Origin of the sequence: Mesorhizobium sp. YC-39 (assembly GCF_025753795.1) — a bacterium.
Lineage (GTDB): Bacteria > Pseudomonadota > Alphaproteobacteria > Rhizobiales > Rhizobiaceae > Mesorhizobium.
The window spans coordinates 621,131-646,820 of sequence record NZ_JAOWPS010000001.1; the positions used below are offsets into that span (position 1 = coordinate 621,131).

General features: G+C 63.7%; 23 protein-coding genes. 9 read left to right on the forward strand and 14 right to left on the reverse strand.

All coding sequences use genetic code 11. The features are described 5' to 3' along the window. Positions 1 to 59: 59 nt before the first annotated feature. From OHD62_RS03010 to OHD62_RS03025, 4 genes are read right to left on the reverse strand one after another with little or no spacing between them, the layout of a single operon-like run. Positions 60 to 1,223: an acyl-CoA dehydrogenase family protein gene (locus tag OHD62_RS03010; RefSeq protein ID WP_263780879.1), complete on the reverse strand. Its 1,164-nt coding sequence runs from the start codon at positions 1,221 to 1,223 to the stop codon at positions 60 to 62. 4 nt (positions 1,224 to 1,227) lie between these two features. Beyond that, positions 1,228 to 2,331 carry a carnitine 3-dehydrogenase gene (locus tag OHD62_RS03015; protein WP_263780880.1) on the reverse strand — a complete coding sequence of 368 codons (1,104 nt, stop codon included), beginning with the start codon at positions 2,329 to 2,331 and terminating at the stop codon, positions 1,228 to 1,230. After that, positions 2,328 to 2,957, reverse strand: coding sequence for an HD domain-containing protein (locus OHD62_RS03020; RefSeq protein WP_263780881.1), 630 nt, complete (start codon positions 2,955 to 2,957; stop codon positions 2,328 to 2,330). The genes OHD62_RS03015 and OHD62_RS03020 overlap by 4 nt, the downstream gene beginning before the upstream one ends. A gap of 37 nt (positions 2,958 to 2,994) precedes the next feature. Then, entirely contained in the window at positions 2,995 to 3,906 is a 912-nt protein-coding gene (locus OHD62_RS03025) for a 3-keto-5-aminohexanoate cleavage protein (protein ID WP_263780882.1), read from the reverse strand. A gap of 77 nt (positions 3,907 to 3,983) precedes the next feature. On the opposite strand from OHD62_RS03025, the gene OHD62_RS03030 reads away from it, so the two are divergent. Next, the gene (locus tag OHD62_RS03030) at positions 3,984 to 4,964 is read left to right on the forward strand and encodes a GlxA family transcriptional regulator (RefSeq protein ID WP_263780884.1); all 981 of its coding nucleotides are present in this window, start codon (positions 3,984 to 3,986) and stop codon (positions 4,962 to 4,964) included. 6 nt (positions 4,965 to 4,970) lie between these two features. Here the strand turns inward: OHD62_RS03030 and OHD62_RS03035 are convergent, their stop codons facing one another. Together OHD62_RS03035 and xylA are read right to left on the reverse strand one after the other, a co-directional pair. After that, positions 4,971 to 5,180 carry a hypothetical protein gene (locus tag OHD62_RS03035; protein ID WP_263780886.1) on the reverse strand — a complete coding sequence of 70 codons (210 nt, stop codon included), beginning with the start codon at positions 5,178 to 5,180 and terminating at the stop codon, positions 4,971 to 4,973. 202 nt (positions 5,181 to 5,382) lie between these two features. Next, on the reverse strand, positions 5,383 to 6,708 hold the full coding sequence (xylA, locus tag OHD62_RS03040; protein WP_263780887.1) for a xylose isomerase: 1,326 nt from the start codon (positions 6,706 to 6,708) through the stop codon (positions 5,383 to 5,385). A gap of 111 nt (positions 6,709 to 6,819) precedes the next feature. Between xylA and OHD62_RS03045 the strand changes: the two genes are divergently transcribed. Further along, positions 6,820 to 7,182: a nuclear transport factor 2 family protein gene (locus tag OHD62_RS03045; RefSeq protein WP_263780888.1), complete on the forward strand. Its 363-nt coding sequence runs from the start codon at positions 6,820 to 6,822 to the stop codon at positions 7,180 to 7,182. Between the two features lie 32 nt (positions 7,183 to 7,214). On the opposite strand, the gene xylB is transcribed toward OHD62_RS03045, so the two are convergent. Next, on the reverse strand, positions 7,215 to 8,669 hold the full coding sequence (gene xylB, locus OHD62_RS03050; protein WP_263780889.1) for a xylulokinase: 1,455 nt from the start codon (positions 8,667 to 8,669) through the stop codon (positions 7,215 to 7,217). A gap of 81 nt (positions 8,670 to 8,750) precedes the next feature. Further along, positions 8,751 to 10,073, reverse strand: coding sequence for a tetratricopeptide repeat protein (locus OHD62_RS03055; RefSeq protein ID WP_263780890.1), 1,323 nt, complete (start codon positions 10,071 to 10,073; stop codon positions 8,751 to 8,753). A gap of 341 nt (positions 10,074 to 10,414) precedes the next feature. On the opposite strand from OHD62_RS03055, the gene OHD62_RS03060 reads away from it, so the two are divergent. Further along, on the forward strand, positions 10,415 to 13,255 hold the full coding sequence (locus tag OHD62_RS03060) for an autotransporter outer membrane beta-barrel domain-containing protein (protein WP_263780891.1): 2,841 nt from the start codon (positions 10,415 to 10,417) through the stop codon (positions 13,253 to 13,255). 69 nt (positions 13,256 to 13,324) lie between these two features. On the opposite strand, the gene OHD62_RS03065 is transcribed toward OHD62_RS03060, so the two are convergent. Continuing rightward, positions 13,325 to 13,948, reverse strand: a complete 624-nt coding sequence (locus OHD62_RS03065; RefSeq protein WP_263780892.1) for a LysE family translocator — start codon at positions 13,946 to 13,948, stop codon at positions 13,325 to 13,327. A 228-nt stretch (positions 13,949 to 14,176) separates the two neighbouring features. On the opposite strand from OHD62_RS03065, the gene OHD62_RS03070 reads away from it, so the two are divergent. The 6 genes from OHD62_RS03070 to OHD62_RS03095 all read left to right on the forward strand — a co-directional run bounded on the left by OHD62_RS03070 (position 14,177) and on the right by OHD62_RS03095 (position 20,117). Then, positions 14,177 to 14,938 carry a L,D-transpeptidase gene (locus OHD62_RS03070; RefSeq protein ID WP_263780893.1) on the forward strand — a complete coding sequence of 254 codons (762 nt, stop codon included), beginning with the start codon at positions 14,177 to 14,179 and terminating at the stop codon, positions 14,936 to 14,938. A gap of 98 nt (positions 14,939 to 15,036) precedes the next feature. Next, positions 15,037 to 16,203, forward strand: a complete 1,167-nt coding sequence (locus OHD62_RS03075) for a diphosphate--fructose-6-phosphate 1-phosphotransferase (RefSeq protein ID WP_263780894.1) — start codon at positions 15,037 to 15,039, stop codon at positions 16,201 to 16,203. Beyond that, on the forward strand, positions 16,203 to 16,922 hold the full coding sequence (locus OHD62_RS03080; protein WP_263780895.1) for an MBL fold metallo-hydrolase: 720 nt from the start codon (positions 16,203 to 16,205) through the stop codon (positions 16,920 to 16,922). The genes OHD62_RS03075 and OHD62_RS03080 overlap by 1 nt, the downstream gene beginning before the upstream one ends. 198 nt (positions 16,923 to 17,120) lie before the next feature. Beyond that, a complete protein-coding gene (locus OHD62_RS03085) occupies positions 17,121 to 18,659 on the forward strand; it encodes a DegQ family serine endoprotease (protein ID WP_263780896.1) in 1,539 nt (512 codons plus the stop codon). 103 nt (positions 18,660 to 18,762) lie between these two features. Next, the gene (locus OHD62_RS03090) at positions 18,763 to 19,374 is read left to right on the forward strand and encodes a molybdopterin-dependent oxidoreductase (protein WP_263780897.1); all 612 of its coding nucleotides are present in this window, start codon (positions 18,763 to 18,765) and stop codon (positions 19,372 to 19,374) included. Then, positions 19,371 to 20,117, forward strand: coding sequence for an FAD-binding oxidoreductase (locus OHD62_RS03095; protein ID WP_263780898.1), 747 nt, complete (start codon positions 19,371 to 19,373; stop codon positions 20,115 to 20,117). Before OHD62_RS03090 ends, OHD62_RS03095 begins: the two co-directional genes overlap by 4 nt. 31 nt (positions 20,118 to 20,148) lie before the next feature. On the opposite strand, the gene dhaL (OHD62_RS03100) is transcribed toward OHD62_RS03095, so the two are convergent. From dhaL (OHD62_RS03100) to OHD62_RS03120, 5 genes are all read right to left on the reverse strand, one after another. After that, positions 20,149 to 20,817, reverse strand: coding sequence for a dihydroxyacetone kinase subunit DhaL (dhaL, locus tag OHD62_RS03100; RefSeq protein ID WP_263780899.1), 669 nt, complete (start codon positions 20,815 to 20,817; stop codon positions 20,149 to 20,151). A gap of 62 nt (positions 20,818 to 20,879) precedes the next feature. Beyond that, positions 20,880 to 22,970, reverse strand: a complete 2,091-nt coding sequence (locus OHD62_RS03105; protein WP_263780900.1) for a bifunctional sugar-binding transcriptional regulator/dihydroxyacetone kinase subunit DhaK — start codon at positions 22,968 to 22,970, stop codon at positions 20,880 to 20,882. 223 nt (positions 22,971 to 23,193) lie between these two features. Further along, positions 23,194 to 23,856 carry a dihydroxyacetone kinase subunit DhaL gene (dhaL, locus tag OHD62_RS03110; protein ID WP_263780901.1) on the reverse strand — a complete coding sequence of 221 codons (663 nt, stop codon included), beginning with the start codon at positions 23,854 to 23,856 and terminating at the stop codon, positions 23,194 to 23,196. Positions 23,857 to 23,867: 11 nt separating this feature from the next. Then, complete coding sequence (locus tag OHD62_RS03115) at positions 23,868 to 24,860, reverse strand: dihydroxyacetone kinase subunit DhaK (RefSeq protein WP_263780902.1); 993 nt, start codon at positions 24,858 to 24,860, stop codon at positions 23,868 to 23,870. 22 nt (positions 24,861 to 24,882) lie between these two features. Further along, positions 24,883 to 25,653 carry an SDR family oxidoreductase gene (locus OHD62_RS03120; protein ID WP_263780903.1) on the reverse strand — a complete coding sequence of 257 codons (771 nt, stop codon included), beginning with the start codon at positions 25,651 to 25,653 and terminating at the stop codon, positions 24,883 to 24,885. Between the last annotated feature and the right edge of the window lie 37 nt (positions 25,654 to 25,690).

Consider the following 25,690-nt stretch of genomic DNA (forward strand, 5'->3'; position numbering starts at 1 on the left):
TCTTTTCGTTTGAGCATGATCTTATCCAAAAACCGGATTCCACTTTTTGGGATCATGCTCTAGGCCCCGAACGGACGCAGCAGCGCCCGCGAAATGATGTGGCGCTGGATTTCCGACGTGCCTTCCCAGATGCGCTCGACGCGCGCGTCGCGCCAGATGCGCTCTAGCGGCAAATCGTCCATCAGCCCCATGCCGCCATGGATCTGGATCGCCTCGTCGGCGACGAAGGCGAGCATTTCGGTGGCCTTCAGCTTGGCCATGGCCATGTCCTGATCGGTGACGGTGCCCTGATCGTACTTCCAGCCGGCTTCGAACACCATCAGGTCGGCGGCCTTCAATTCGGTCGCCATGTCGGCGAGCTTGAACGACACGCCCTGGAACTTGCCGATCTGCTGGCCGAACTGCTGGCGCTGCGCGGCATATTCGATGGCGTGGCCAAGCGCTCGCTCGGCGCGGCCGAGACAGGTGGCGCCGACCTGCAGGCGGGTTGCGCCAAGCCAGGAATTGGCGACTTCAAAGCCCTTGTGAACCTCGCCGAGAACCTGGGCTCCAGGTAGCCGGCAATCATCGAATTCGAGGATGGCGTTGGTGTATCCGCGATGCGAGACGTTGCGATAGCCGTCGCGCACGGCAAAGCCCTTGGTACCCTTGTCGACAAAGAAGGCGGTGATCTTCTTGCGTTTTCCGCGCGAAGTCTCTTCCTCTCCCGAGGCCATGAAGACGATGGCGAAGTCGGCGAGATCGGCGTGGGAAATAAAGTGCTTGGTGCCGTTCAGCACCCAGTCGTCGCCGTCCTGCACAGCGGTCGCCTTCATGCCGCGCAGGTCGGAACCGGCGCCCGGCTCGGTCATCGCCAGGCAGTCCCATTTCTCGCCGCGGATGCAGGGGAACAAATACTTCTCGCGCTGCTCCGGTGTGCCGGCGAGAAGAATGTTGGAGGGACGCGCCACGCAGGTCCAGTGCAGCGCGTAATTGGCCCGGCCGAGTTCTTTCTCGTAGAGCAGCCAGGTTACCGTATCGAGCCCGGCGCCGCCGACATCGGCCGGCATGTTGGCGGCATAGAGCCCTGCCTCGATCGCCTTGGCCTTTATCTCCTCGATCAGCTCACGGCGCAGCACGCCGGTGCGTTCCACCTCGCGCTCATGCGGGTAAAGCTCATTCTCGACGAAGGCGCGCGTCGTTTCGACGATGAGTTTTTGCTCTTCCGAAAGACCGAAATCCATCGTCTTAGCCTTTCTTCTTGCCAGTCTTTTTCTTTGGCTTTTCAGTCTTTTTCACCGGCTTGGTCGCCTTGGCCTTCTCGGCCGCCCTGGAGGCTGTTGGTTTCTTCGCCGCCAGCTTGGCCAGCTGCCTAGTATAGTCCTTGTGCAGCGCGCCGGCGCCCCAGCCCTTGCCTTTGTTCTGCCTCGACAGCGCCTCCATGATCGCGACCAGATTGTCGTCGCGGATCTTTTCCAGCTCGCGGATCGACAGGCCATGCGCCTGATCGTCCGACTGGGTGGCGATCAGGTCGACCAGCTCGTCGTTGAACTCCGGCACGTCCATCAGCTTGGTCCATGGCCATTTCAGGCACGGCCCAAACTGCGCCATGAAGTGGCGCATGCCGGCCTCGCCACCGGCGACCCGGTAGACCTGGAACATGCCCATCTGCGCCCAGCGCAGGCCGAAGCCATAGCGCATGATGTCGTCGAGTTCCTCGACGGTGCAGATGCCGTCCTTGATCAGCCACAATGCCTCGCGCCACGCCGCTTCCAGCAGGCGGTCACCGACGAAGGCCTCGATCTCCTTGCGGATCACCACCGGCTTCATGCCGATCGAGGCGTAGATCTCCTTGGCGACTTCGATCGCTTCGGGGAACGTCTGCTCGCCGCCGACGATCTCGACCAGCGGCAAGAGATAGACCGGGTTGAACGGATGGCCGACAACCAGCCGCTCCGGATGCTTCTTCATCGCCACCTGCATGTCGGTCGGCTTGATGCCGGAGGTCGACGAGCCGACGATGGCGTTGGCGGGTGCATAAAGGTCGATCTCGGCCAGCACACGGTGCTTCAGGTCGAGCCGTTCCGGCACGCTCTCCTGGATGAAATCGGCGTCCGCCACCGCCTCGGCGATGGTCTTGGCGAAGGTCAGCTTGCCCTCCTTGGGCAGGCCGCCGGGCAGCATCTGCTTGTAAGCGCGGCGCGCACCCTTCATCACTTCCGAGACTTTGCGCGACGCTTCGGGATCGGGATCGAAGATAGACACGTCGATACCATTCAGGAGCAGACGCGCCACCCAGCCGGCGCCGATGACACCACCGCCGATGGCGGCTGCCTTGTTGATGATGCTCATGCGGAAGCTCCGGTTCTTTTGTTCGCTATGTCTGGGTCGGTAAGAGGCACGCGCTCGCCGGCGCGGATCACGGACGCGTCATAGGCCTTGCGCGCGAACACTTCGAGTACGAAGGGCCGGAAGAATTCGATCGGCAGCGTCTCGTAATCGGAGTCGAAACTCGACTGGTCCCAGCGTTCGCAAAACCCATCGCAATCGTCGAAATAGGGATGGCCGGCGAAGCGGTCGCGGGCATGCGGATTGCCGCCGAGATGGTGGGCGTAATAGAGGCGCTGGAAGTCGCCATGCTTCTCCACCACCCAGGTGCATTGCTCGCGCACGAAGGGTTTCAGGATGGCGGCTGCATATTCGTCGTGATTGTAGGGCGCGTAGATGTCGCCGATGTCGTGCAGCAAGGCGCAGGCGATCCAGTCAGTGTCGGCGCCGTCGCGCCAGGCCCGCGTCGCCGCCTGCAGCGAATGGCCGAGCCGGGTGATCTTGTAGCCCGACAGGCCCTCGTCGAGCTGCACCAGCGCGTCGAGCAGCCGCTCGCCGGTCCTGGCCGCGTAATCGATCTCGTGCTCGGTCAGGAAGGCGTAGTCCTCGCGGTCGCCGTCCTTCATGGCAGTGAATTTCACGGTCTTCATCGGCGGCTCCTCCCAACCGATTCTTGGCTGCCTTGTTTCAAAGCGGTGCGCGCTTGGTCAGGTTGAGCTTCTTGCGCACTTCCTCCGGGCCAAGGATCCTGGCGCCGAGATTGGTGACGATGCTGGCCGCACGTTCGACCAACTGCGCGTTGGTCGCCAGCACGCCCTTGTCGAGCCACAGATTGTCTTCCAGCCCGACGCGCACATTGCCGCCGGCCAGCACCGCGGCGGCAGCATAGGCCATCTGGTTGCGGCCGATCGAGAAAGCCGACCAGTTCCAGGTCGACGGCACATTGTTGACCATGGCCATGAAGGTGTTGAGGTCGTCGGGAGCTCCCCATGGCACGCCCATGCAGAGCTGCACCAAGGCATCCGGCTTAAGCACCTGTTCCTCGACCAATTGTTTGGCGAACCACAGATGTCCGGTGTCGAAGGCCTCGATCTCCGGCTTGACGCCGAGCGCCGTCATCATGCCGCCCATGGCGCGCAGCATGCCGGGCGTGTTGGTCATGACATAGTCGGCCTCGGCGAAGTTCATCGTGCCGCAGTCGAGCGTGCAGATTTCCGGCAGGCACTGGCGCACATGCTCCATGCGGTTGGTGGCGCCGCCCATATCGGTGCCTTTTTCATTCAAGGGCAGCGGCGCTTCGGGTGAACCAAACACCATGTCGCCGCCCATGCCGGCGGTCAGGTTCAACACCACGTCAACGTCTGCCGCGCGGATGCGCTCGGTCACCTCGCGGTAGAGATGCACGTCGCGCCTGGGCTTGCCGGTCTCGGGATCGCGCACATGGCAATGGACGATCGCTGCACCCGCCTTTGCCGCGTCGATGGCGGAATCGGCGATCTGCTTGGGCGAGCGCGGCACATGCGGGCTGCGGTCCTGCGAGCCGCCGGACCCGGTCACGGCACAGGTAATGAAAACCTCACGGTTCATCGCGAGCGGCATTGTCTCTCTCCCAAATTCGACCAGATCCCAACAATGCCCGACTTGCCGGAAACTGTTTTGCGTTTTACGAAGCTCTCATGATTAAAAGCGAAAAACCCGATATCTTTCGCTCTGAGCGCTTGCCGCTCAAGGTGACGTTTCTGGTGTTTTCCGGCTCGTCGATCATGTGCGTGGCCTCCGCCGTCGACCCGCTGCGGGCCGCCAATCGCATCTCCGGCGAGACCCTGTTCGACTTCAGGCTGGTCTCGGTGACGGGAGAGGCGCCGGTCACCACATGCGGCCTGCCGGTTGCGGTCAGCGGCCGCTTCGATGCTGCTGAAGCAACCGATGTGCTTGTCGTGGTTGCCGGTTTCGGCACCCAGAATTATGCCACGTCGGCCCTCCTTGCCGGCCTGCGCCGCGCCGCGCGCGCCGCACGCGCCTGTGGCGGCGTCGAAGCTGGCACCTGGCTGGTGGCACGCGCCGGCCTGCTGGAGGGACGCAGCGCCACCACCCACTGGGAGGACATGGAGGATTTTTCCGCCGCCTTTCCCGGCATCGACGTCCGGCCCGACCGCTACGTCATCGACGGTCCGGTCTTCACTTCCGGCGGCGCCTCGCCGACCTTTGACCTGATGCTGCATCTGATCCGCACCCGGCTTGGCATGGCGGTGGCGCTCGATGTGGCGAGCGTCTTCATCTACGATCAGGCGCGCGCCGCCACCGACGCCCAGCCGCTGGTCTCGCTCGGCCGCCTCGACGGCTACGACCCCCGGCTGGCGCAAGCGATCCGGCTGATGGAAGCGCATATCGACCAGCCGCTGACCATCGCCGCTGTGGCCAAGCGCGCCGGCGTGACGGCGCGGACCCTGGAGAGCATCTTCCGCAAGTCGATCGGTGAAACGCCGGGCGCCTACTACCTCAGGCTGCGTCTGGGCGCGGCGCGCCGGCTGGTCGTCGACACGCGCATTGCCATGGCCGATATCGCCGGGCGGACGGGGTTCTCGTCCGCCGCGGCATTTTCGAGAGCGTTTTCGAGAGCTTTCGGCGAGGCGCCGGTCAGGCTGCGCCAGGCGTAGTTCCAGCTACGCGGCGTTTTGGCGGCTGCCGGCGCCGTCGATCTGCGAGCGCATCTGTCTCGCCAGATGGGTCTCGAAGCGGCTGGCGACCGCGCGATCCCATTCGTTCTTGCCGCGCGCACCTTCCTTGGAATGCGGCAGCGCCATCAGCCGGTCGATGATCGATCCGGCCTCGCCAGATGAGAGCAGGGCGTCGATTTCGCGTTCGTGCTGCATATCGGGTCGCCTCCTTCTTCCTGATTCCCGCCATGAGCCACTTTATACGAGGTCCGTGACGGCTGTTTGAAGGCAAGAGCGAGGCGATTGAGGGGCGATGCGAGGCAGAACCTTGTCGTCGGTCCTGCCTCATGCGCAAAGCCGTTCCGGGCGACCGTTCGGCTATCCGGTCGCCCCTGAAACGGTATGAAACAGCTTTTTCTCAGACGTAGCGATTGACGATGTTTTCGAGCAGTTCCTGGCGTCCGGACCGGGGCTGCGGCTCGATCTTCTTCTTGACCACGCGCTCGGCAATCTCCTCCAGCGTACGCTTGCCCGCCAGCATCGCTTTGGCTTCCGCGCTGTTCCAGCCGGCATAGCGCTCGGCGAGCGGACCAGACAGGGCCTTGTCCTCGACCATGCGGACGGCGGCCTTGAGCCCACGCGCGCAAGCGTCCATGCCGCCAATATGGCCAATCAGCAAATCCTGCGGGTCGAGCGACTGGCGTCTCAGCTTGGCGTCGAAATTGGTACCGCCGGTCTTGAAGCCGCCCGCCAGCAGCACCTGATAGTAGGCCAGCGCCATCTCCGGCACATTGTTGGGGAACTGGTCGGTGTCCCAGCCCGACTGGTAGTCGTTGCGGTTCATATCGATCGAACCGAAGACGCCGAGCGCATTGGCCAGCGCCAGTTCGTGCTCGAAGGAATGACCGGCCAGAATCGCATGACCCTGCTCGATGTTGAGCTTGACCTCCTTCTCCAGCCCGAACCGCTTGAGAAAGCCGTAGACCGTGGCGACATCGTAGTCGTACTGATGCTTGGTCGGCTCCTGCGGCTTTGGCTCGATCAGGATCGTGCCCTTGAAGCCGATCCGGTGCTTGTAGTCGACGACGAGATTGAGGAAGCGGCCGGCCTGCTCCTGCTCGCGGGCAAGGTCGGTGTTGAGCAGCGTTTCATAGCCCTCGCGGCCGCCCCACAGCACATAGTTCTCCCCCTTTAGCCGCTTGGTGACGTCGATGCAGCTTTTCACCGTCGCCGCCGCATAGGCGAACACATCCGGATCGGGATTGGTGGCGGCGCCCGACATGAAGCGGCGGTTGGAGAACATGTTCGCCGTTCCCCACAGCAGCTTGACACCGGTCTGCTTCATCTTTCCCGCAAAGTAGTCGGCGATCTCGTCGAGCCGCGCCGCACTTTCCGAAAAATCCTTCCCTTCTGGCCTGACATCGGCGTCGTGGAAGCAGAAATAGGGCGCGCCGAGCAGCGAAAACATCTCGAAGGCGACATCGGCCTTGAGCTTGGCCAGTTCCATCGTGTCGACGCCGCCGGCCTTGGCGAACCACGGACGATCGAAGGTCTGACCGCCGAAGGGATCGCCACCTTGCCAGGCGAAGGAGTGCCAGTAGGCCACCGCAAAGCGCAGATGATCTTCCAGCCGCTTGCCGGCGACAATTTCGTCCGGATTATAGAATCGGTAGGCCAGCGGATTGGTCGAATCCGGCCCCTCGTATTTGATCTTGCCGATGTCGCCAAAAAATACGCTGCTCATGATTTGTCCTCTCCGAGCTAGTTCTGCCTGATTACCTCAGGCGTAATTGGTTTCGTTCTTCCTTCGGGTGAAAAAGGTCATGTCAAAGCCACCCAACTAAGGAGACAGACCATGACCGACCTCAACACCATCGCCCAAAACTACATCGCCGCCTGGAACGAGAGTGACGCCGCCCGCCGCCAGGCCGTACTCAAGGCGACCTTCACCGAGGATGTCAGCTACCGCGATCCGATCATGCAGGGCGAGGGCCATGAAGGCGTCGGCGCGCTGATCGATGGCGTACAGCAACGCTTTGCCGGCTTCCGCTTCTCGCTGAAAGGCCAGCCGGACGGCTTTGCCGACACGATCCGCTTCTCCTGGAATCTCGGGCCCGAGGGCACTGAGTCCGTCATCGAAGGCACCGATATCGGCATCATCGAGAACGGCCGCTTGAAAAGCGTCACCGGCTTCCTCGACAAGGTGCCGGCGCAGTGAGCCGTGAAGCCACGGCGTGGGTGAGAAACCGCTCACGCCGTGGCGCCTTTGATCGCCGGATAAAGCGCCCGGTAGCGGTGGTAGGCCTCGGCATAGGCGCCGCCGAGTGCGGTGTCAGGCTCGATCGTGGCATCGGTGTCCGGCGCCGTGCAGACGCTGAGCGGATCAGCACCCGTCGCCGCGATCAGGCCAAGCCGGGCCGCGCCGAAGGCGGCGCCGAAATCGCCGTCGGCGGGAATGTCGACAGGCAAGCCAAGCGCGGTGGCGATGGCCTTCAGCCAGTAGCGCGAGCGCGAGCCGCCGCCGATCGCCGTCACCCGCGTCAGCGTCGTGCCGGCTTTTTTCAGCGCTTCGAGACTGTCGCGGAAAGCGAAGGCGACGCCTTCGAGCACCGCCTGGGTCAGCACCGCGCGGCTGGATTCATGGGCAAGCCCCGTAAATGAGCCGCGAATGGCGGCATCATTGTGCGGCGTGCGCTCGCCAGAGAGATAGGGTAGGAAGGAGACGCCGCTCGGCGTCTTCAGCATATCGCCGAGTTCGGCGGTCAGGTCGCCGGCGCTTTTCCCGGTGATCTCAGACAGCCAGTTGAGCGAGTCGGTCGCCGACAGGATGACGCCCATCTGATGCCAGGTTTTCGGCAGTGCGTGGCAGAATGTATGCACGGCGCTTGCGGGGTTTGGCAGGTAGGCGGCGTTGGCGGCAAACAGTACACCCGACGTACCGAGTGAGACGAAGGCGTGGCCTTCACCCACCGTACCCATGCCGCAGGCCGAGGCCGCATTGTCGCCGGCACCGCCGGCAATCGGGATGCCGGCCTGCATCCCCCATTTCGAGGCCAGTTCGCCGCGCAAGGCACCTGCCTTCGCCGTGCCTTCGGTCAGCGACGGCATCTGCTTTTCATCGAGCGACGTGGCTGCCAGCAGCTCGCCGGACCAGCGCCGTTCGCCGACATCGAGCCAGGAGGTGCCGGCCGAATCCGACATTTCCGAAATATGCTCGCCGGTCAGCCAGAGCCGCAGGAAATCCTTCGGCAGCAGCACCTTTGCCACCTTGGCGAAAACGCCTGGCTCGTTGTTCTTCACCCAGACGAGCTTCGGCGCGGTGAAGCCGGGAAAGACGATGTTGCCAGTCAGCTCGCGAAAGCGCGGATCGGCGTCGAGCGCTGCAGCTTCAGCATGGCTGCGCGTGTCGTTCCACAGGATGCAGGGGCGCAGCACCTGGTCGCCGGCATCCAGCAAGGTGGCGCCATGCATCTGGCCGGAAAGGCCTATGCCCTTCACCGCAGCAAGCTGTTTTGGATGGGAAGCCTTCAGTTCGGCGATTGCTTCTTCGCAGGCGCGGATCCAGGCGTCGGGGTTCTGCTCGGACCAGCCGGGATGCGGCCGCGACACTTCGAGCGAACCATGGCCGGAACCGACGATGGTCTGTCCGGCATCGATCAACAGCGCCTTGACGCCCGACGTGCCCAGATCGAGCCCGAGATACATGACTTCCTCCCAGCGCCATTAATTTTTTCGGGTCTCGAAAAATATGGCTCGACCAGTTTTTAAGGCAAGATCGGTCGCGGGTCAATTCTCGGACAAATCGGCCGCGCGTCGCGAAAACAACGCCGACAGCGGACTATCAGGCCGCGCCAGCACGCGTTCCGCGGTCAAGGCTCTTGCCAGCGCCCTGTCGCCACAACGCAGCGCCGCCTCGATCAGCGTCAGATCGATGACGTCACGCTGTGCATGGCTGCCGCCGAAGCGATTGGCGATCGCCCGGATCGGCCGGATCAGGCGCACGGTCTCGGTATAGTTGCCGTCGCCGAACGCCTTGATGGCGAGTGTCAGCGGATGGCCGACATCCCGGGTGAAGACTGCATTGTCGTCATTGCCACGCATCGCCTCGCGCTGCGCCTCGAGCAAGCCGCTTGCCCGCGCGTCCAGGCCGGCGCCGACGAAGGCCATCATCGCGTGCGCATCGTTGAAGGCATAGTTGCCACCGCCGGCCTTGTGCCAATTGGCGGCGAGCGCCGCCCAGCGGTTGCCGACATCGACGCCGCCGAGATAGAGCCGCCACAGGATCGCCGAGGCATCGACCATATTCAGAGCCAGGGCCGAGCGGTCGCCGTAGATCGGCCCGTCATAAAGCGCCAGCACCTCGTCGGTCTCGCCGAGATCGTAGTGGAACAGCGCCAGATGCCACCAATTGTGCACTTTGAGGAAACTTTCCCGCGTCCACGCGTCGGGGTTGGCGCGCATCCAGGCAATGCCATCCTTTTGCCGGCTCTGCATTTCCATGACATGGGCGACGGCATGCTGGGCCCAGCCATCGCGCGGCTCGATCTCGACCGCGGCGCGGCCGAGCTTTTCGGCGTGCGCGTAGTCGCCCATCTCCTCGAGCCCAAAGGCTTGCATCCCCAGTACGGCATGGTAACCCGGCATGCCGCTCTGCCAGCAGGGCAGCGCGCGGCCGATGCGGTCGCGCAGCATGCGCGAATTGCCGGTGAAGAAGTCAACCTGGTGCCCGGTCAACAACGCCACCAGGTCGAGCGGGGAGTCGATGGCGATATCTTCGAGGATCCGGGAGGCCTCATGCCAGCGTCCCCATGCGAGATGGCCAAGCGCTGCGACATGCGCCTGTTCGCGCGTTGTTGCGGCAAGCGGCAATGCGGCCTCATGGCAGGTCCTGGCCACCGTTGTCGCCTCGCGCTCGGTGGCGAGGCCAAACAGATAGCCCTTGAACACATGCGCCATGACGAAATCAGGATTTGCAGCGATCGCGCGGTCGACAGAGCCGATCGGGTCGCCGATGAAGCATTGCAGCTCACGGACAGCCTGGCTGTAGGGCGAGAACCCGGCCTCCGTCGCACCTGAAAATCTCAAGCCGAATGCGTCCTTGACTGCCATGTGATGCCCTCTGTCTGGCTTCTCGGACTTTAATGCCTGTCGTGCAAAAGTACGCAGCGCTTTCGGCATAACGAGATTCACAAAACAGGGAAGTAAAGCGCATCACATAGATACGTTCAAACGTCACGCGCCTCAGGTCCAATGCGATACGCCTTAGGTCCAATACGATCATAAAGCATGTGCCACAGATGTGCCATCTTTGCATCGCGCAAGATCTATCCGAGTATCCTTCGCAGTTTATCAACCATGAGACGGAGATTAGCCTTTGTAAAACTGGAGGGATTGTGGCTTCATTGCGGCTGGGGCGGGGGCTTCGAATCGCGAATTCGGGGAGTCACGCGATGCGGCGCCATGAAATCAGGCTTCCAGACAGTTACGCTGGAGGCACCGGAAAGACGGTTGCTTCAGACTGGCACAAATCCGCCGTATTTCATCCTTGGCTAATATGTCTTCTCGCCACAACGTCGTTTGCGTGGCTGCCGAACTCTGCGGCCTTCGCCGCCTGCGTGCTGGTCCCGTCCGCCGGAAATAGCACTTTCGTCTGCGACAGCGGCGATTCAGGCGGCAGCCTTACTGACACTACTGGCGACAACACGCTGACCTTTCCTGCCGGCGGCACCGGCCAGGTTAGCGGCAGCGTTACCTTTGGCGCCGGCACCGACCGCATCAATATGCAGTCCGGCACCATCACCGGCGCCGTCGATCAGGGCGACGGCACTGATTTCTTCACCATCGGCGCCGGCACCGTTGCCGGCAACGTCCAGCAGGGCTCTGGCATCGACGATTTCAACATGAGCGGCGGCCAGATCGGCTCGCTGAACCAGGGCGACGGCCTCGACACCTTCACCATGTCGGCGGGACGCATCGTCGATTTCTTCGACGATGGCGATCATGCGGTGATGACCGGCGGCCGCATCGGCCGCGTCAACATGAAGCTCGACGACAATTTCTTCGATATGTCGGGCGGTACCATCGACCGCAACCTCGTCACCGGCTTCGGCAACGATACGATCATCCTTTCCAACGGCACGATCGGTGGCAATATCAGCGTCAGCGGCGGCACCGACAGCGTGACGGTGACCGGCGGCTCGGTCGGCGGCGATGTGCTGATGAGTTTCGGCACCGACAATTTCGTCTGGAACAATGGCGGCATCATCTACGGTTCTGTGGATCTCGGCGGCGACAACGACACAGCGGAACTGAGCAATCTGACCAATGCCAATCTTGGCGAGACCAATGCGCTGAACGGCGGTCTCGGCACCGACGCGCTGACCTTCGACAATGTCTCGCTGGACGGCATCGCCAGGGTCCAGAACTGGGAAAACATCGAGGCCACCAACGACACCGAACTGACGCTGGACGGCAATCTGGTGCTTGGCGACAGCGGCACGGGGACAGGTTCGCTCAACGTTGACGCGTCGAGCACCTTGTTCGGTGGTGGCTTCAATGCCGCGATCCAGGCCTTCACATCGGGCCAACTGGCTTCGGTGACCAATGCCGGCCGCATCGACCTGACCAATGGCCCCGCGGGTGCTGCCGATAGCCTGACGATTTCCGGCAATTATGTCGGGTTGGGCGGTCTGCTGCTCATCCAGACCGAGCTTGGCGACGACAGCTCCGGCTCCGACAAACTCATCCTGTCGGGCGGAACGGCGTCCGGTTCGACCGGAATTTCCGTTATTAATTTCGGCGGGGCGGGCGCTTCGACCACGCAGGACGGCATCATGGTCGTCCAGGCGATCGACGGCGCCACGTCAGGCGCCACGACCTTTGCGCTCGACGCGCCGGTCGCGGCCGGCGCCTTCGAATACTACCTGTTCAAGGGCGGCGTCAGCGCCGGCAGTGAGGAGAACTGGTACCTGCGCTCGACGCTGACGACGCCTGCGCCGCCTGCGCCTGCGCCGCCGCAGCTCGAACCTACCGATCCACCGCCACCGGTGCCGCCGGAGACCGCGCCGCCGCCGCCGCAGTCGGAGCTGCCGCCGACGCCGCCACCGACCGAGGGCGACATCAACAATCCGCCCGTCGATCCGACGCCGCCGGTACAGATCGCTGATCCGGAGCCCGAGGGACCGCCGCCGGCGCCGCCGAGCCCGCCGGCGGAACCGCCGCCACCGCCGCCGCCGGTGCCAGTCGAAGCGCCCGTTCTTCCGGTGCCAACGCTGCCTGGCCCGCCACCGGTTCAGCCGGCGCCGCCGACGCCGGGAGCGACGCCGGTGGAGGCAGCCGAGATCCAGCTCTATCGCATCGAGGTGCCGGTCTATTCGGCCGTGCCGCCCATTGCCCAGCATCTGGCCATGGCAACGCTTGGCACCTTCCACGAGCGGCGCGGTGAGCAGAGCCTGCTGTCGAACACAGAATTGTCGCCCGTCTGGGGCCGCATCTTCGGACAGGACGCTGATATGGCATGGTCGGGGACGGTGTCGCCGTCCTTCGACGGCACGTTGTTCGGCATCCAGGCCGGCTTCGACGCGTTCGGCTGGGAAAGCGCGTCAGGCATCAACCGCGCCGGACTGTTCATTGCCTATGGCCGCATGAATGGCGACGTGCGCGGCCAGGCGCTGGGATGGAACAATCTGTCCGTCGGCGGGATCGATCTCGACGGCACCAGCGTCGGCGGCTACTGGACCCATATCGGTCCGAGCGGCTGGTATCTGGACGGTGTCGTGATGGGGACTTTCTTCGGCGGCACGGCGAACTCGTCCCGCGACATCGGCATCGATGTCGATGGAACAGGCATCACCGCTTCGCTCGAAGGCGGCTATCCCTTTGCACTGGCCGAGGGCTGGACGCTCGAACCGCAGGCGCAACTGGTCTGGCAGCATTTGTCGCTCGACGGTACGCAGGATAGTTTCTCGTCGATCTCCTTCGACCTCGACGACAGCGTCAACGTCCGGCTGGGGCTGCGGCTGCAAGGCGAGACCGTCATGAACGGCATGGCGCTGCAGCCTTACCTCAAGGCCAATCTCTGGCACGATTTCGGCGGCACCGACCACGTCAACTTCGACGGCACCGATATCTCGACCGAGGGCGAGTCTACATCGTTCGAGTTCGGCGGCGGCCTCGTCGCCCAAGTGACGGACAAGGTCAGCATCTTCGCCACCGGCGACTACACCACCAATCTGGGCGGCGACAAGCGGCGCATCCTCGAGGGCAATCTCGGCTTCAGCGTCAAATGGTGAGGCAGGCCATGATCCCGAAAAGTGGGAACCGGTTTTCGGATAAGATCATGGTCAAGCAAGAAGATTGCCTCAATTGCCCGAGCGCATCGCCACCGTGGCGATGCCGGCGCCGACCAGCAGCGTGCCGCCGGTGCGGTTGAAGATGCGGATCGCCCGGGGATTGCGCACGAAATTGCGCGCCCTTGCCGCGATCAGCGCGTAGCCGAAGGCATTGGCGAAGGCGAGCGCCAGGAAGGTCGTCTCGAAGATCAGCATCTGCGTCCAGAAATCGGCATGCCGGTCGAGGAATTGCGGCAGGAAGGCGACGAAGAAGGTGATGCTCTTGGGGTTGAGCGCGGTGACCAGCCAGGCATGCGCCATCATCTTGGCCGACGACACCGCATCGGTGCGCGGTTCGGCCCGGAGCGCGCCGCCGGCGCGGAACAGCTTGATGCCGAGATAGATCAGATAGAAGGCGCCGATCACCTTCAGCACCGTGAACACGGTGGCCGAGGCCGCTAGCAGAGCGCCGATGCCCAGCATCGACAGCGTCATCGCGGTGAAGTCGCCAAGCGCCACGCCGACCGCCATTGGCAGTGCGGTGCGCCAGCCCTGGCCGAGCGCATAAGACACGACCAGAAGGATGGTCGGGCCTGGAATGACGAGAAGGATGGTCGAGGCGGCGGCAAAGGCGGCCCAGTTTTCGAAGGACATATTTGTCTCCTTGAGCGCAAAGAAAAGGATAAATCCTTGGGCGCGCGAGGATGTAAAGAGGCAATGTCGAAAATCTTCGGCATGCCCGGTTCGGCGTGTCGGGACATGCAACAGCAAACAGCGTTAAGGCCAGCCAGCACGCCTTCACGCTTTTTCAACCATGATTGGTGAAAATGCCTGCTATCCGGCCGGACCGTGTTTCCCGCCGATAGCGTAGGGTTTGGGTAGATGCGTGAGTTGCCGCAAAGTCTGACGCCGCCGTTGAAGGGCGACGCAATCGAAACCGAAGTTCAGCTTTCCCGCCGCACGGTGTTGACCGGCGCCGGCGCCATGGCGCTGCTCGGCGTTGCCGGCTGCAGCCAGACGCTCGATCTGCCGTCGCTCCAGCTTGACGATACGACGACGGGCTCGGTCCCTATCCGCCCGAGCATCAGCGTCGACAAGAACATCACCAGCCCGGCCGTCATGTATGCCGCGCTCACAGATGGCGGCTTCAACGTGCCGGAAGTGCCCTATCTCAAGGTCAAGCCGGAATTCCGCCGCCAGATCGTCGTCGATCCGACCGGCGAGGCGCCCGGCACCATCGTCGTCCATCTGCAGGAGCGGTTGCTTTATCTTGTGCAGCCCGGCGGTGACGCCATTCGCTACGGCGTCGGCATCGGCAAGGACGGTTTCCGCTGGTCCGGCCGCGCCAACATCCAGTACGGCAAGGAATGGCCGGTCTGGACCCCGCCGCCGGAAATGATCGCCCGCAAGCCGGAACTGGTGAAGTGGCAAGGCGGCCAGCCCGGCGGCCTTGACAATCCGCTCGGCGCGCGTGCGCTCTACATCTATCAGGACGGCCGCGACACCGGCTACCGCATCCACGGCTCGCCGGAATGGTGGAGCATCGGCCAGGCGATGTCGTCGGGCTGCGTGCGCCTGATCAACCAGGACATCATCGACCTCTACAGCCGCGTCTCCAAGAAGAACCCGGTCGTCGTCGTCTGATCCTCCGACCGCAGCTGCGGCCGATCGACTCTCCCGTTGCGTGATCCAGCAAGACAGGCGAATGTGCCTGCGAGACCAATGCTGGGGAGAAACGAAGAATGTCAGGAACGTTTGTGATCGCGCAGGGCGGCGGCCCGACCGCCGTCATCAACCAGACCATGGTTGGCGCCGCGCTCGAGATCCGCAAGCGGCATCCCGGCGCCAAGGTTCTGGGCTCCATCCACGGCGTGCGCGGCATTCGTGATGGCAACTATGCCGATCTTTCGGCCATACCCGAGGACCGGCTGCGGCTGATCGCGGCAACGCCGAGCGCCGCGCTGGGATCGACGCGCGACAAGCCGGATGCCGCCTATTGCGAGATCATCCTCAATGGCCTGAAGAAGGCCGGTGCCGACGCCTTCATCTATATCGGCGGCAACGACACGTCGGGCACGCAGCAGATCCTGACCGATGCCGCCGGCGGCAAGATGGCCTTCGTCCATGCGCCGAAGACCATCGACAATGATCTCGAGGAGAACGACCACACGCCGGGCTTCATCTCCGCGGCCGAGTTCGTCGCCGGCGCCTTTCTTTCTGTCGATCTCGATTTCCGCGCGCTGCCCGGCATCTATGTCGGCATCGTCATGGGCCGGCATGCCGGCTTCCTCACCGCTGCCGCCGCCGCCTGGCAGCTGGATCCCGACAGCGGCCCGCATCTGGTTTATGTGCCCGAGCGGCCGTTCTCGGCCGCCGCTTTCATCGACGACGTGCGCGCCACGCTCGACCGCCACAAGCGCTGCATCGTCGCCGTCTCCGAAGGCGTCAGCACCGCCGACGGCAAGGCGCTGGTCGAAAGCCTGGTGCCGCCGGAGAAGCTGGAGCGCGACGCGCATGGCAACGTCAAGCTTTCAGGCAGCGACCTGCCGGCTGCGCTCGAGCGCGCATTGGCCGAAGGGTTGCCGGGCAAGCGGGCGCGTGTCGATGCGCTCGGCTACATGCCGCGCGGCTACGTCGGCGCCATCAGTGCCGTTGACGCGCAGGAAGCCTTTGACGCTGGCGCTTTCGCTGTCGAGGTGGCGGAAGAGGGCGGCGGCTCGGTGGCGCTGCAATATGACGGCAAAAAAACCGTGTTGAAGAAAGTGCCGCTGAAGAATGTCGCGGGGAAGACGCGCCACATGCCGGACGATTTCATGAAGCCTGACGTCAACCAGCTTTCGGACGCGGGCATGGCCTATCTCAGACGACTGGTCCCGGAAAAGTACAGGGTCGGAAAGCCCTTCGTTTGATGATCGACTGGTTCAGCAAGAGTATCGTCGACGCCCACACGACGATGCTCACCGAGCCGTTCGTGCATGATTTCGTGCGCGCCAACATCTGGCATTTCAGCGGCCGCGACGCCGACCTGCTCGTGGATACCGGCATGGGGATTTGCCCGCTGGCGCCACAGATCGAAATGCCTGATGGCAAGCCGCTCATCGTCGTCGCCACCCATATCCACCTGGACCATGTCGGCTCGCTGCACGAATTCCCGTTGCGGGCAGGACCGAGGATGAGTGCCGCCACGTTCGAAACCATGGATGAGGCGGTCACCTACGCCTACATGTTCCACAATCTCGAAGGCGCCGTCTCGAAATTGCCCGAGCCGGGCTGGAAAGCCGCCGATTACAAAATTCCGTCGGCGCCGCTGACGCGCACGCTCGACGAGGGCGACGTCGTCGATCTCGGCGATCGGCAATTCCGCGTGTTGCATCTGCCCGGCCACTCTCCCGACTCGATCGCTTTGTTCGATGAGGCGGACGGCCTGTTCTTCGCCGGCGATGCCATCTACGACGCCATGCTGATCGACGACCTGCCGGATTCCGACCGCGCCGCCTATCGCCGGACGATGCAGCGGCTGCTCGACCTGCCTGTCAGCATCGGCCATGGCGGCCACGGGCCAAGCTTCGACGGCAAGCGGATGCGCGAGATCGCCACGGCTTACTTGCGCCGGACCGGCGATGCCTAACGGCTCTTCCGGATATTAAATCTTCGTAAGGTCGCCCTGAAACCCTAATTCGGGCCGATCCGAGCCCTAGATGGTGGGCTGTCGATCGGTCGGCTGCCATGCCAGGCGAGACGGGCAACCGCGACCGTCGACACGCCGATGGCGATTCCTGGAGAACCGGCCGCGGCGCCAGATCAACTCTCGCCCGGACAAACGACCATGTCAGACATTCTTCGCAGACATCGCGTCGCGGCCTTGCTGGGCGCTGCGCTGATCATATCCCCCTTCGTCATGTCTTTCGCAGAGAGTGCGAACAACATGGGCGCGAGCAACGCCGTTGCGACAACCCAGACACCTGTCGCTGGGATAACAGCTCCAAACGGCTCGTTCGCCCCGATCGTAGCCGCTGACAAGCCGGCGGTGGTGACCGTTACCACGGTCATGAAGGCGCAGCCGGAGACGATGAGCGATGGCTCGCCTTTCGATGGCGGCTCGCCCTTCGACGACTATTTCCGCCAATTCTTCGGCGATCAGGGGATACCCATGCCGAAATCGCCGCCGCAGCAGGCGCAGCGCGCCGAGGCGCTCGGCTCCGGGTTCATCGTCGGCGCCGACGGCACCATCGTCACCAACAATCACGTGATCGACGGCGCTACCTCCATCAAGGTGACGCTCGACGACGGCACCGAACTTCCCGCCAGGCTGGTCGGTCGCGACGCCAAGAACGACCTCGCCGTCCTCAAGGTCAAGGCGGGCAAATCCTTGCCGACCGTCAAATGGGGCGATTCCGACAGACTGATGCCGGGCGACCAGGTGCTCGCTTTCGGCAATCCGTTCGGCATCGGCACCACGGTCACGTCAGGCATCGTCTCGGCGCGCGGCCGCGACCTCAACAGCGGCCCGTTTGACGATTTCATCCAGATCGATGCGCCGATCAACCACGGCAATTCCGGCGGTCCGCTGGTCGATGTCGCCGGCAATGTCGTCGGCATCAACACGGCGATCTATTCGCCGAATGGCGGCAGCGTCGGCGTCGGTTTCGCCATCCCGTCCGACCAGGCTGAAAAGGTGGTCGCCAAGCTGATGAAGGGCGGCTCCATCCAGTACGGCTATCTCGGCGTTCAGATCCAGCCGGTGACGCCGGACGTGGCAAGCGCCGTCGGCCTCGATCATCCCAGCGGCGCGCTGGTTTCCGAGGTCACTGAAGGCTCTCCGGCCGCCCAGGCCGGGATCGAGACCGGCGATGTCATCACCAGCTTCGCCAGCCACGAGATAAAGGACCCCAAGGACCTGTCGCGTGCCGTCGCCGACGTTTCGCCCGGCGCCAGGGAAGAACTCAATGTCTGGCGCAAGGGCAAGACCATGGAAATCTCCGTCGATGTCGGACGCAACGGCGACGATGTGAAGACGGCATCGGCGGGCGGCGATGACGGCGCGCCCTCCACGCAGGGCCTGCGCGCGCCGGCGATCGGCCTCGGCCTGATGGATATCACCCCTGATGTCCGCCAGGCCATGAACCTGCCGCTCAACCAGCGTGGCGCCCTGGTTGAACGGGTCAATCCGGACAAGGCGGCTTCGGCTTCCGGTATCCAGCCCGGCGACATCATCGTCGCGGTCAATCAGGCGCCGGTGCGGAGCGCCAGGCAGGCGAACCAGGCGATCGCGCAGGCCGGCAGGTCGGGCAAGAAATCGGTGCTCCTGCTTGTCGAACGCGGCGACGCGCAGATCTTCGTTGCCGTGCCCTTCGCTGCGGGCTGAAGCGCATTGCCGCGGGGTCACGGCCAAGATTTCGGTTGCCCGTCAGAGCATCTTCGAGAAGACTGGCGCAGGTCGATTTCAACCTGCGCACATGGATTGCTCGATGGTCACCCGCGGCTTCTTTTCAGGACGAAAGCCTCCGACAGATACTGACGCGCGCATCCCGCCCGGGCAGTATCTCGAACAGGGTTTCCCGGTTCTGTCGGCCGGGCCGACGCCGCGCGTGCGCACCGAGGAGTGGTCGTTCACGCTGAAACACGGACCGCGACCGATCAAGAAGTGGAATTGGGCTGAATTCAACGCCTTGCCCATGAGCAAGATGACCCGCGACATCCATTGCGTCACCGCCTGGACCAAATTCGACACGGCCTGGCAGGGCGTGCTGGTCGACGACATTCTGGCCGATGCCGGCCTCGAGCCGCCGACCGCCTTCACGCTGGCGCTGTCCTTCGACGGCTATACAACCAATGTGCCGACAAAGGATCTCACCACCGGCAAGGCGATGGTGGCGCTGCTTTACGAAGGCAAGCCGATCACCGCGGACCATGGCGGCCCGGCGCGGCTGCTGGTTCCGCATCTCTATTTCTGGAAATCGGCCAAATGGCTGAACGGGCTGCAGTTCACCGAGCGCGACGAGCCGGGGTTCTGGGAATTGCGCGGCTACCACATCTATGGCGATCCGTGGCGCGAGCAGCGCTACACAGGCGACCCATGAGCGAGGCAGCGGCGGCGCAGTCGCCCTGGCAGACGGTCACCATCAATCGCATCGAAAAGCGCACGCCGCGCGTCACCAGCTTTTTCCTGCAGCCGTCGCAGCCCTTTGCCTATCGCGCCGGGCAGCATGTCGATGTCAGGCTGACGGCGCCGGACGGCTACCAGGCGCGCCGCTCCTACTCCATCGCCTCGGCGCCGGAAACCGGCGAGACGATCGAGCTGGCGATCGAAAAACTCGACGACGGCGAGGTCTCGCCGTTCTTCCATGAAGTGGCGGCGGTCGGCGACGAGGTCGAGTTGCGCGGACCGCTCGGCGGCCATTTCGTCTGGTCCGACAGCGACGGTGGGCCTCTGCTCCTGGTCGGTGGCGGGTCGGGCGTGGTGCCGCTGATGGCGATGATCCGCCATCGCGCCGCGCGCAAATCATTGGTGCCCGCGGCACTGGTGTTTTCCGCGCGGGTCTGGGACGAGGTCATCTTTCGCGACGAGCTGATCGGCCTCGACGAGCGCCAGGACGGCTTCGATCTGGTGCTAACCCTGACGCGCGAACCGGCCCGGCGTCCGCAGGACTATGCGCGGCGGGTCGACGCCCGGATGATGGTGCAATCGATGATGCGTCTGCCCGAGCCGCCACGCCTGGCCTTCGTCTGTGGTTCGAACGCCTTCGTGTCGAGCGCCGCCCAGGCGCTGATCGATGCCGGCGTTCCGGCAGGCCTCATCCGCACCGAACGCTACGGTGTCTGAGCGGGCAATCGGAGCGGTAACCACATCGTCTTCAGCGGGGGACCGCCTTTTCCCGCTCGCCCTCATCAAACGTGTCCTTCATCGCCCGCAGGATGATGACGGCCGAGGCCGCGCCCGGATCCATGTGGCCAAGCGATCGTTCCCCCAGCCTCGCCGCCCTGCCGCGGGCGGCGACCATCGATCGTGTCGAATTCGCCCCGGCCTCGGCGGCCGCCAATATGCTGTTCCACATCTCCGCACCTCCGGCAGCGCGGGCGCGCGCGTTGACAGCCGCTTCCGTTGCGGGGACCCAGGCGTCGAGCATCGTCTTGTCGCCGCGCTGGCCCTTGCCGCGCTCCTTGATGCCAGTCGTCATCGCCTCGACGATCGCCGCCTGGTCGGCGAGTGACAGGCATTCGTCCTTTTTAAGGGCTTGCGCAGCCCTGCGGAACGCGGTCGCATAGAGTGGCCCAGTGGATGCGCCGACGGCATCGAGAAAGGCCGACGCGGCAACAGCGAAAACCTCAGACGGCAGCGTTTCGTCGAGGTTGAGTTTGGCGAGTTCGGCATTCACCGCCATGAAGCCGAGCGACATGGTGATGCCATGGTCGGCGTCGCCGATGGCGCCGTCCAGGTCCGAGAGGTGGTCCTTTCCCGCCTCGATCGCAATGGATATGCGATAGAACATCCTGCTCAGGCGTCGCGCCGCATTGTCCGACATGGTGTTCCTCCCGGTTCAAGCAGAATGCCCCCGTCTTTCACGGAGACGCCCGTCTTTCATCCTCAGCCGATCCGCAGCACGGCCGTATCGCAGGGATGATGCAACAGTTCCATCAACTCGTTGTCGAGATGCAGGACCGATATGGATGCACCGACCATGTCGAGCGAGGTGCAGTAATGCCCCACCCAGTTCGCTTCTATCTTGATATCCTTGGCGCTCAGCCGCTGCTCGACACGCCTGAACAGAATGTAGAGTTCCATCAGTGGCGTTGCGCCGAATGAGTTGACCAGCACCGCAACACGATCTCCCGGCGCCGCCTGCATCTCCGAAAAGATGCGGTCCATCACCCGGTCGGTGATCTCGTCGGCAGTCATCATCTTGTCGCGGATGACACCGCGCTCTCCATGGATGCCCATGCCGATCTCGATATCGTCCGGGCCGATCTCGAAATTGTGGCGGCGGGTCTGCGGCAACGAGCAAGGCTCCAGCGCGACGCCCATTGTGAAGGTTCGTGCATTGGCCTTGCGGGTCGCGGCCTCGCAGGCGTCGAGCGACAATCCGCGGTCGCAGGCCGCCCCGGCGACCTTGAACATGAAGAAGTTGCCGGCAACGCCGCGCCGGCCTTCCCGGTCCTCGAGCGGAGACGAGGCGATATCGTCCGTCGTCACCACCGTGCGAACCTCGATATTGTGTTCAGCCGCCATTTCGGCCGCCATGTCGAAATTCATCACGTCGCCGGCATAATTGCCGTAGACGAAGAGCACGCCTTGGCCGCCCGATGCGGCATTGGCGCACTGAAGGATCGTGCCGGGAGGCGGTGACGAAAAGATGTTGCCGACGGCAACGGCGTCGGCAAGTCCTTTTCCGACATAGCCGAGAAAGCACGGCTCATGCCCGGTGCCGCCTCCGATCACAAGCCCGACCTTGCCCGGCCTCGGCCCGGTGCGGGCGACGAGGGCGCGATGCGAACCTTTGATCGGCCTGAGATAGGCGGCATGGGCCTTCACCACGCCGTCGAGCATCTCCTCGACGACGTCATTGGGGTCATTGAGGAATTTCTTGATATGGGTGCGGAAGTTGCTGGGCAGGGTCGCGCGGTGGTCGATCTTCGGGCGTTGCGAGAGCTTCTGGTCAAGCTCCGTCACGCCGTCGGCATTGAGGATGCCGCGACCGGTCGCGGCGTCGGTGATGAGCACATTGACATAGCCGCCGCGCAGCGCCGCAAGGATTGCCGGAACCTTGTCGAAACCGCCGGCAACCGCGATGCGCAGGCCGATGGCTCTCAGCATGTCGAGCGAGATGCCGATGGTGCGGTCGTCGAGCGGGCCGGCCACCGGATGGCCTTGACCGTCGATGAAGCGGCCGGCGACCACGCCCACCGCATTCCTGGCGAGATATTGCTGCAGCGAAACCGATTCGAAGAAGCCGCTGGTATGGATCGTCGAATTGGGCCGCAGCGACGAGATCCCGAACAGCGCCTTGTTGGCTTTGGCAAGCGCATCGAACTGGCTTTCGATCAGCGTCTCGCGCAACAGCATGTCGCGTATCTCGGCCGTGGAAACGACCGCCGGCGCCGTGATGTTGACCAGCCTTGCACTGATCGCGCCGGCCATGGCTGATGCGCAGAGTTCCGGTGTATAGGCAAAGTTGGCGGCGGTTCCGCCGGTGGCCTGCACGACGGTGACGTCCTGAAGGCCGGGCACCGAAGCCTGCTCCGCGATCGCCAGCACCGTTCGCCCCCAGGCGACGGCGAGTGTGTCACCGGATTTCAGCAGCTTGGCAAGCGCCTGCGCCGCCGCTCCGCCAAGGCGATCGATCAGCGGCCGCGTATTGTCGTCGCTCGGCACGACCAGACAGTCATGCAGGCCGAAATGCCGTTTGAGTTCCTGCGCGATCGACAGCGAGCTCAGCCGTGACGGCTCAAGCGAGATGTTGACGATGCCGCGGGCGCGGGCATCGGCCAGATAGCTGTTCACTGTCGCCCGCGAGATGCCCATGATCTCGGCGATGTCGCCTTGCGTCATGTGATCTTCATAGTAGAGCCAGCAGGCCCAGACATACGGGTCGTCGCCGTAGCGCAGCGGAATGGGTTCGGTGCCGGCCTCGGCCCGCGCTGTTCCATTCTTCCGCGCCGATAATGTCTTGACCGTCATGCTGCCCGGTTTCCCCGAATCCAAGATCGATCGCCAAGATGAGCGCAAATGGAAGAACTCTCAATCTTGGTCGGATTCCATCCTATTGTTTGAGCATGATCTTTTCCGAAAACCGGCTTCCACTTTTTGCTTTGCTGACCTTCGGTTCGGGATCATGCTCCAACGCGCTCCCGGCTGGAAGGTCAGCCGGGAGCCTTTGCTCGGGAGGAGCATACTTCACAATTCAGCGACCGGCGGTCGCCGATATCAGCAGTTTCTGCTTGGCGCCGAGCGCCAGGGCTTTCAGGATCAGCGCACAGGATGTGGCCCCGGCATCGAGGACGCCGACCGAGCGTTCGCCGAGGCGGCTGGCGCGGCCGATCCTGGCCACGAGATCCCTGGTGCTGTCGCGGCCTTTTTCAGCCGCGACGACGAGCGCATCCAGGGCTTCCGGGAACGGCTTGCCGTCGGTATTGGCGGCGTCGAAGGCCTCAATGGCCGGGACGAGTGTGTCGAGCAGCGTCTTGTCGCCGACCTTGGCCGAGCCGATCGACTGGATGCCGTCGAGACCATTGCTGAGCATCGCGCTGAATGTCCGGGCGTCGATGGCAGAGGATTTCTCGATCGTCTCCGCGAATTGCGTGAACATGACGCCGTAGAGCGGACCCATCGAGCCGCCGATCTCGGTCATCAGCACGGTGCCCAGCGTGTCGAAGGCCTCGGCCAGCGACATGTCGTTGCCTCGGATCCTGTCCGCCGCCATGCCAAAACCCTTGGCCATGTTGACGCCGTGGTCGCCGTCGCCGATCTTGCCGTCGATCTCGCTCAGATACGCCCGGTTTTCGATGATCCGGTCGGCGATCGAAAGCACGATGTCGCCAGCGGAAGCGTTTTCAAACTGCTGCATTCGCCTGTTTCCTAAAGCCTTGCCGGACAATCGACAGCCACATCCAGCAGCCGTTTCAGCTCGGCGTCGAGCGCCATCACCGTGAGCGTCGCGCCGACCATTTCCAGCGAGGTGAAATAGTTGCCGATATAGGTCTTGTGGATGGTCAAGCCGCGTCCGGCGATCTCCTGTTCGAACGTGTCGTTGAGGATGTAGAGCTCGTTGACCGGCGTGGCGCCGAGGCCGGACACCAGCACCGCAACTTCGGTTCCAGCCGCCAGATCGTGATCATCGAGAACGATCTTGACCATGTCCCGCGCGATCTCGGCGGCGGGCTTCAGCGGCTCGACCCGCACCCCAGGTTCGCCGTGATGACCGATGCCGACTTCCATCGTGCCCGGCTCGATCAGGAAATTGGGATGTCCGACCGCCGGCAGCGTGCAGGGGCCGAGGCCGACGCCGATCGAACGGCAATTGTCGATAGCCCTTTGCGCCACCGCCTGTACGGCCTCGAGGCCAGCGCCTTCCCCGGCCAGGGCGCCGGCGCATTTCCACATGAAGATCTCGCCGGCGACGCCCCGGCGCTTTTCTCGCTCGTCCGGTCCTGCCGAGCAGACATCGTCATTGGCGACGACGGTTGCGATCTCGATGCCTTCCTTGGCGGCGAGCTTGATGGCCATTTTCACGTTCATGTTGTCGCCGGCATAATTGCCATAGAGGCAAACGACGCCCCTGCCGCCATTAGCCTCCCGGGCAGCGTCGAGGAAGCTCTTTGCCGTCGGTGACGAGAAGAGCTCGCCGACCGCGACCGCGTCCAGCATGTTGCGGCCGGTGTAGCCGATGAAGGCCGGCTCATGGCCGGAACCGCCGCCGGTGATCACGCCGACCTTGCCGCCGACCGGCGCATGGCGGGCAGCGATGACGCGGGGATTGCTGGCGAGCCTGACGATGTCGGCATGCGCCTTGACGAAGCCCCTGACCGTATCCTCGACGACCTCGTCGGGATTGTTGATGAACCGCTGCATTGTTGCTCCAATCTTGCGCCGGTCAGACAATGGTGTAGCCGCCATCGACCAGCAGGTCGGCGCCGTTGATCATGTCGGCGCCGTTCGATGCCAGGAACACGGCGGCGGCGGCGATCTCCTGCGGGAAGGCAAAGCGGCCGGTCGGAATGCGCTGCTTCAGCGCCTCGCCGCGCGGGTTGTCCCAGGCCTTTCGGCCGAGATCGGTCAAGACCACGGTCGGCGAAATCGTATTGACCGTGATGCCGTGCTTGCCCCATTCGGCGGCGAGCGTCTTGGACAGGCCGATGACGCCGAATTTCGAGGCGCAATAGGCGACGTGCTGGTCGATCGCGACGGTGCCTGCCTGCGAGGCCATGTTGATGATCTTGCCGCCCTTGCCGGCTTTGATCATGGCGCGTCCAGCAGCCTGGGAGACCAGAAACGTTCCCTTGAGATTGATATCGATGGTCTTGTCCCAGGCATCGAGGCTGAGTTCCTCGGCGGGAGCAAGAACGGCGACGCCGGCGCTGTTGACGACGATGTCGATATGGCCGAAGGCCGCTTGCGCCGCCGCGAACACGGCGTCCACGGATCGTGGATCGGACACGTCGCAGACGAAGGATTTCGCGCCGTTGCCGAGCTCGTCGGCCTTCGACCGCGCAACCGATTCATTGATATCGATCACCCCGACAGTGGCGCCCTTCGTGGCGAATGCCGATGCTATGGCGCTGCCGATGCCAGAGGCGCCGCCGGTGACCAGGGCGACTTTGCCGCCCAGCGAAAAATTGAGATCAACCTGGATTGAATCAGTCATGGCTCTCTTCTCTGTTGGAACGTGGGATGCGCCAGGA

What these genes read in the sequence shown, in the direction of transcription:
- OHD62_RS03010 (WP_263780879.1), bottom strand. Translation starts at nt 1,223, where the DNA reads ATGGATTTCGGTCTTTCGGAAGAGCAAAAACTCATCGTCGAAACGACG.
- OHD62_RS03015 (WP_263780880.1), bottom strand. Translation starts at nt 2,331, where the DNA reads ATGAGCATCATCAACAAGGCAGCCGCCATCGGCGGTGGTGTCATCGGC.
- OHD62_RS03020 (WP_263780881.1), bottom strand. Translation starts at nt 2,957, where the DNA reads ATGAAGACCGTGAAATTCACTGCCATGAAGGACGGCGACCGCGAGGAC.
- OHD62_RS03025 (WP_263780882.1), bottom strand. Translation starts at nt 3,906, where the DNA reads ATGCCGCTCGCGATGAACCGTGAGGTTTTCATTACCTGTGCCGTGACC.
- OHD62_RS03030 (WP_263780884.1), top strand. Translation starts at nt 3,984, where the DNA reads ATGATTAAAAGCGAAAAACCCGATATCTTTCGCTCTGAGCGCTTGCCG.
- OHD62_RS03035 (WP_263780886.1), bottom strand. Translation starts at nt 5,180, where the DNA reads ATGCAGCACGAACGCGAAATCGACGCCCTGCTCTCATCTGGCGAGGCC.
- xylA (WP_263780887.1), bottom strand. Translation starts at nt 6,708, where the DNA reads ATGAGCAGCGTATTTTTTGGCGACATCGGCAAGATCAAATACGAGGGG.
- OHD62_RS03045 (WP_263780888.1), top strand. Translation starts at nt 6,820, where the DNA reads ATGACCGACCTCAACACCATCGCCCAAAACTACATCGCCGCCTGGAAC.
- xylB (WP_263780889.1), bottom strand. Translation starts at nt 8,669, where the DNA reads ATGTATCTCGGGCTCGATCTGGGCACGTCGGGCGTCAAGGCGCTGTTG.
- OHD62_RS03055 (WP_263780890.1), bottom strand. Translation starts at nt 10,073, where the DNA reads ATGGCAGTCAAGGACGCATTCGGCTTGAGATTTTCAGGTGCGACGGAG.
- OHD62_RS03060 (WP_263780891.1), top strand. Translation starts at nt 10,415, where the DNA reads ATGCGGCGCCATGAAATCAGGCTTCCAGACAGTTACGCTGGAGGCACC.
- OHD62_RS03065 (WP_263780892.1), bottom strand. Translation starts at nt 13,948, where the DNA reads ATGTCCTTCGAAAACTGGGCCGCCTTTGCCGCCGCCTCGACCATCCTT.
- OHD62_RS03070 (WP_263780893.1), top strand. Translation starts at nt 14,177, where the DNA reads ATGCGTGAGTTGCCGCAAAGTCTGACGCCGCCGTTGAAGGGCGACGCA.
- OHD62_RS03075 (WP_263780894.1), top strand. Translation starts at nt 15,037, where the DNA reads ATGTCAGGAACGTTTGTGATCGCGCAGGGCGGCGGCCCGACCGCCGTC.
- OHD62_RS03080 (WP_263780895.1), top strand. Translation starts at nt 16,203, where the DNA reads ATGATCGACTGGTTCAGCAAGAGTATCGTCGACGCCCACACGACGATG.
- OHD62_RS03085 (WP_263780896.1), top strand. Translation starts at nt 17,121, where the DNA reads ATGTCAGACATTCTTCGCAGACATCGCGTCGCGGCCTTGCTGGGCGCT.
- OHD62_RS03090 (WP_263780897.1), top strand. Translation starts at nt 18,763, where the DNA reads ATGGTCACCCGCGGCTTCTTTTCAGGACGAAAGCCTCCGACAGATACT.
- OHD62_RS03095 (WP_263780898.1), top strand. Translation starts at nt 19,371, where the DNA reads ATGAGCGAGGCAGCGGCGGCGCAGTCGCCCTGGCAGACGGTCACCATC.
- dhaL (WP_263780899.1), bottom strand. Translation starts at nt 20,817, where the DNA reads ATGTCGGACAATGCGGCGCGACGCCTGAGCAGGATGTTCTATCGCATA.
- OHD62_RS03105 (WP_263780900.1), bottom strand. Translation starts at nt 22,970, where the DNA reads ATGACGGTCAAGACATTATCGGCGCGGAAGAATGGAACAGCGCGGGCC.
- dhaL (WP_263780901.1), bottom strand. Translation starts at nt 23,856, where the DNA reads ATGCAGCAGTTTGAAAACGCTTCCGCTGGCGACATCGTGCTTTCGATC.
- OHD62_RS03115 (WP_263780902.1), bottom strand. Translation starts at nt 24,860, where the DNA reads ATGCAGCGGTTCATCAACAATCCCGACGAGGTCGTCGAGGATACGGTC.
- OHD62_RS03120 (WP_263780903.1), bottom strand. Translation starts at nt 25,653, where the DNA reads ATGACTGATTCAATCCAGGTTGATCTCAATTTTTCGCTGGGCGGCAAA.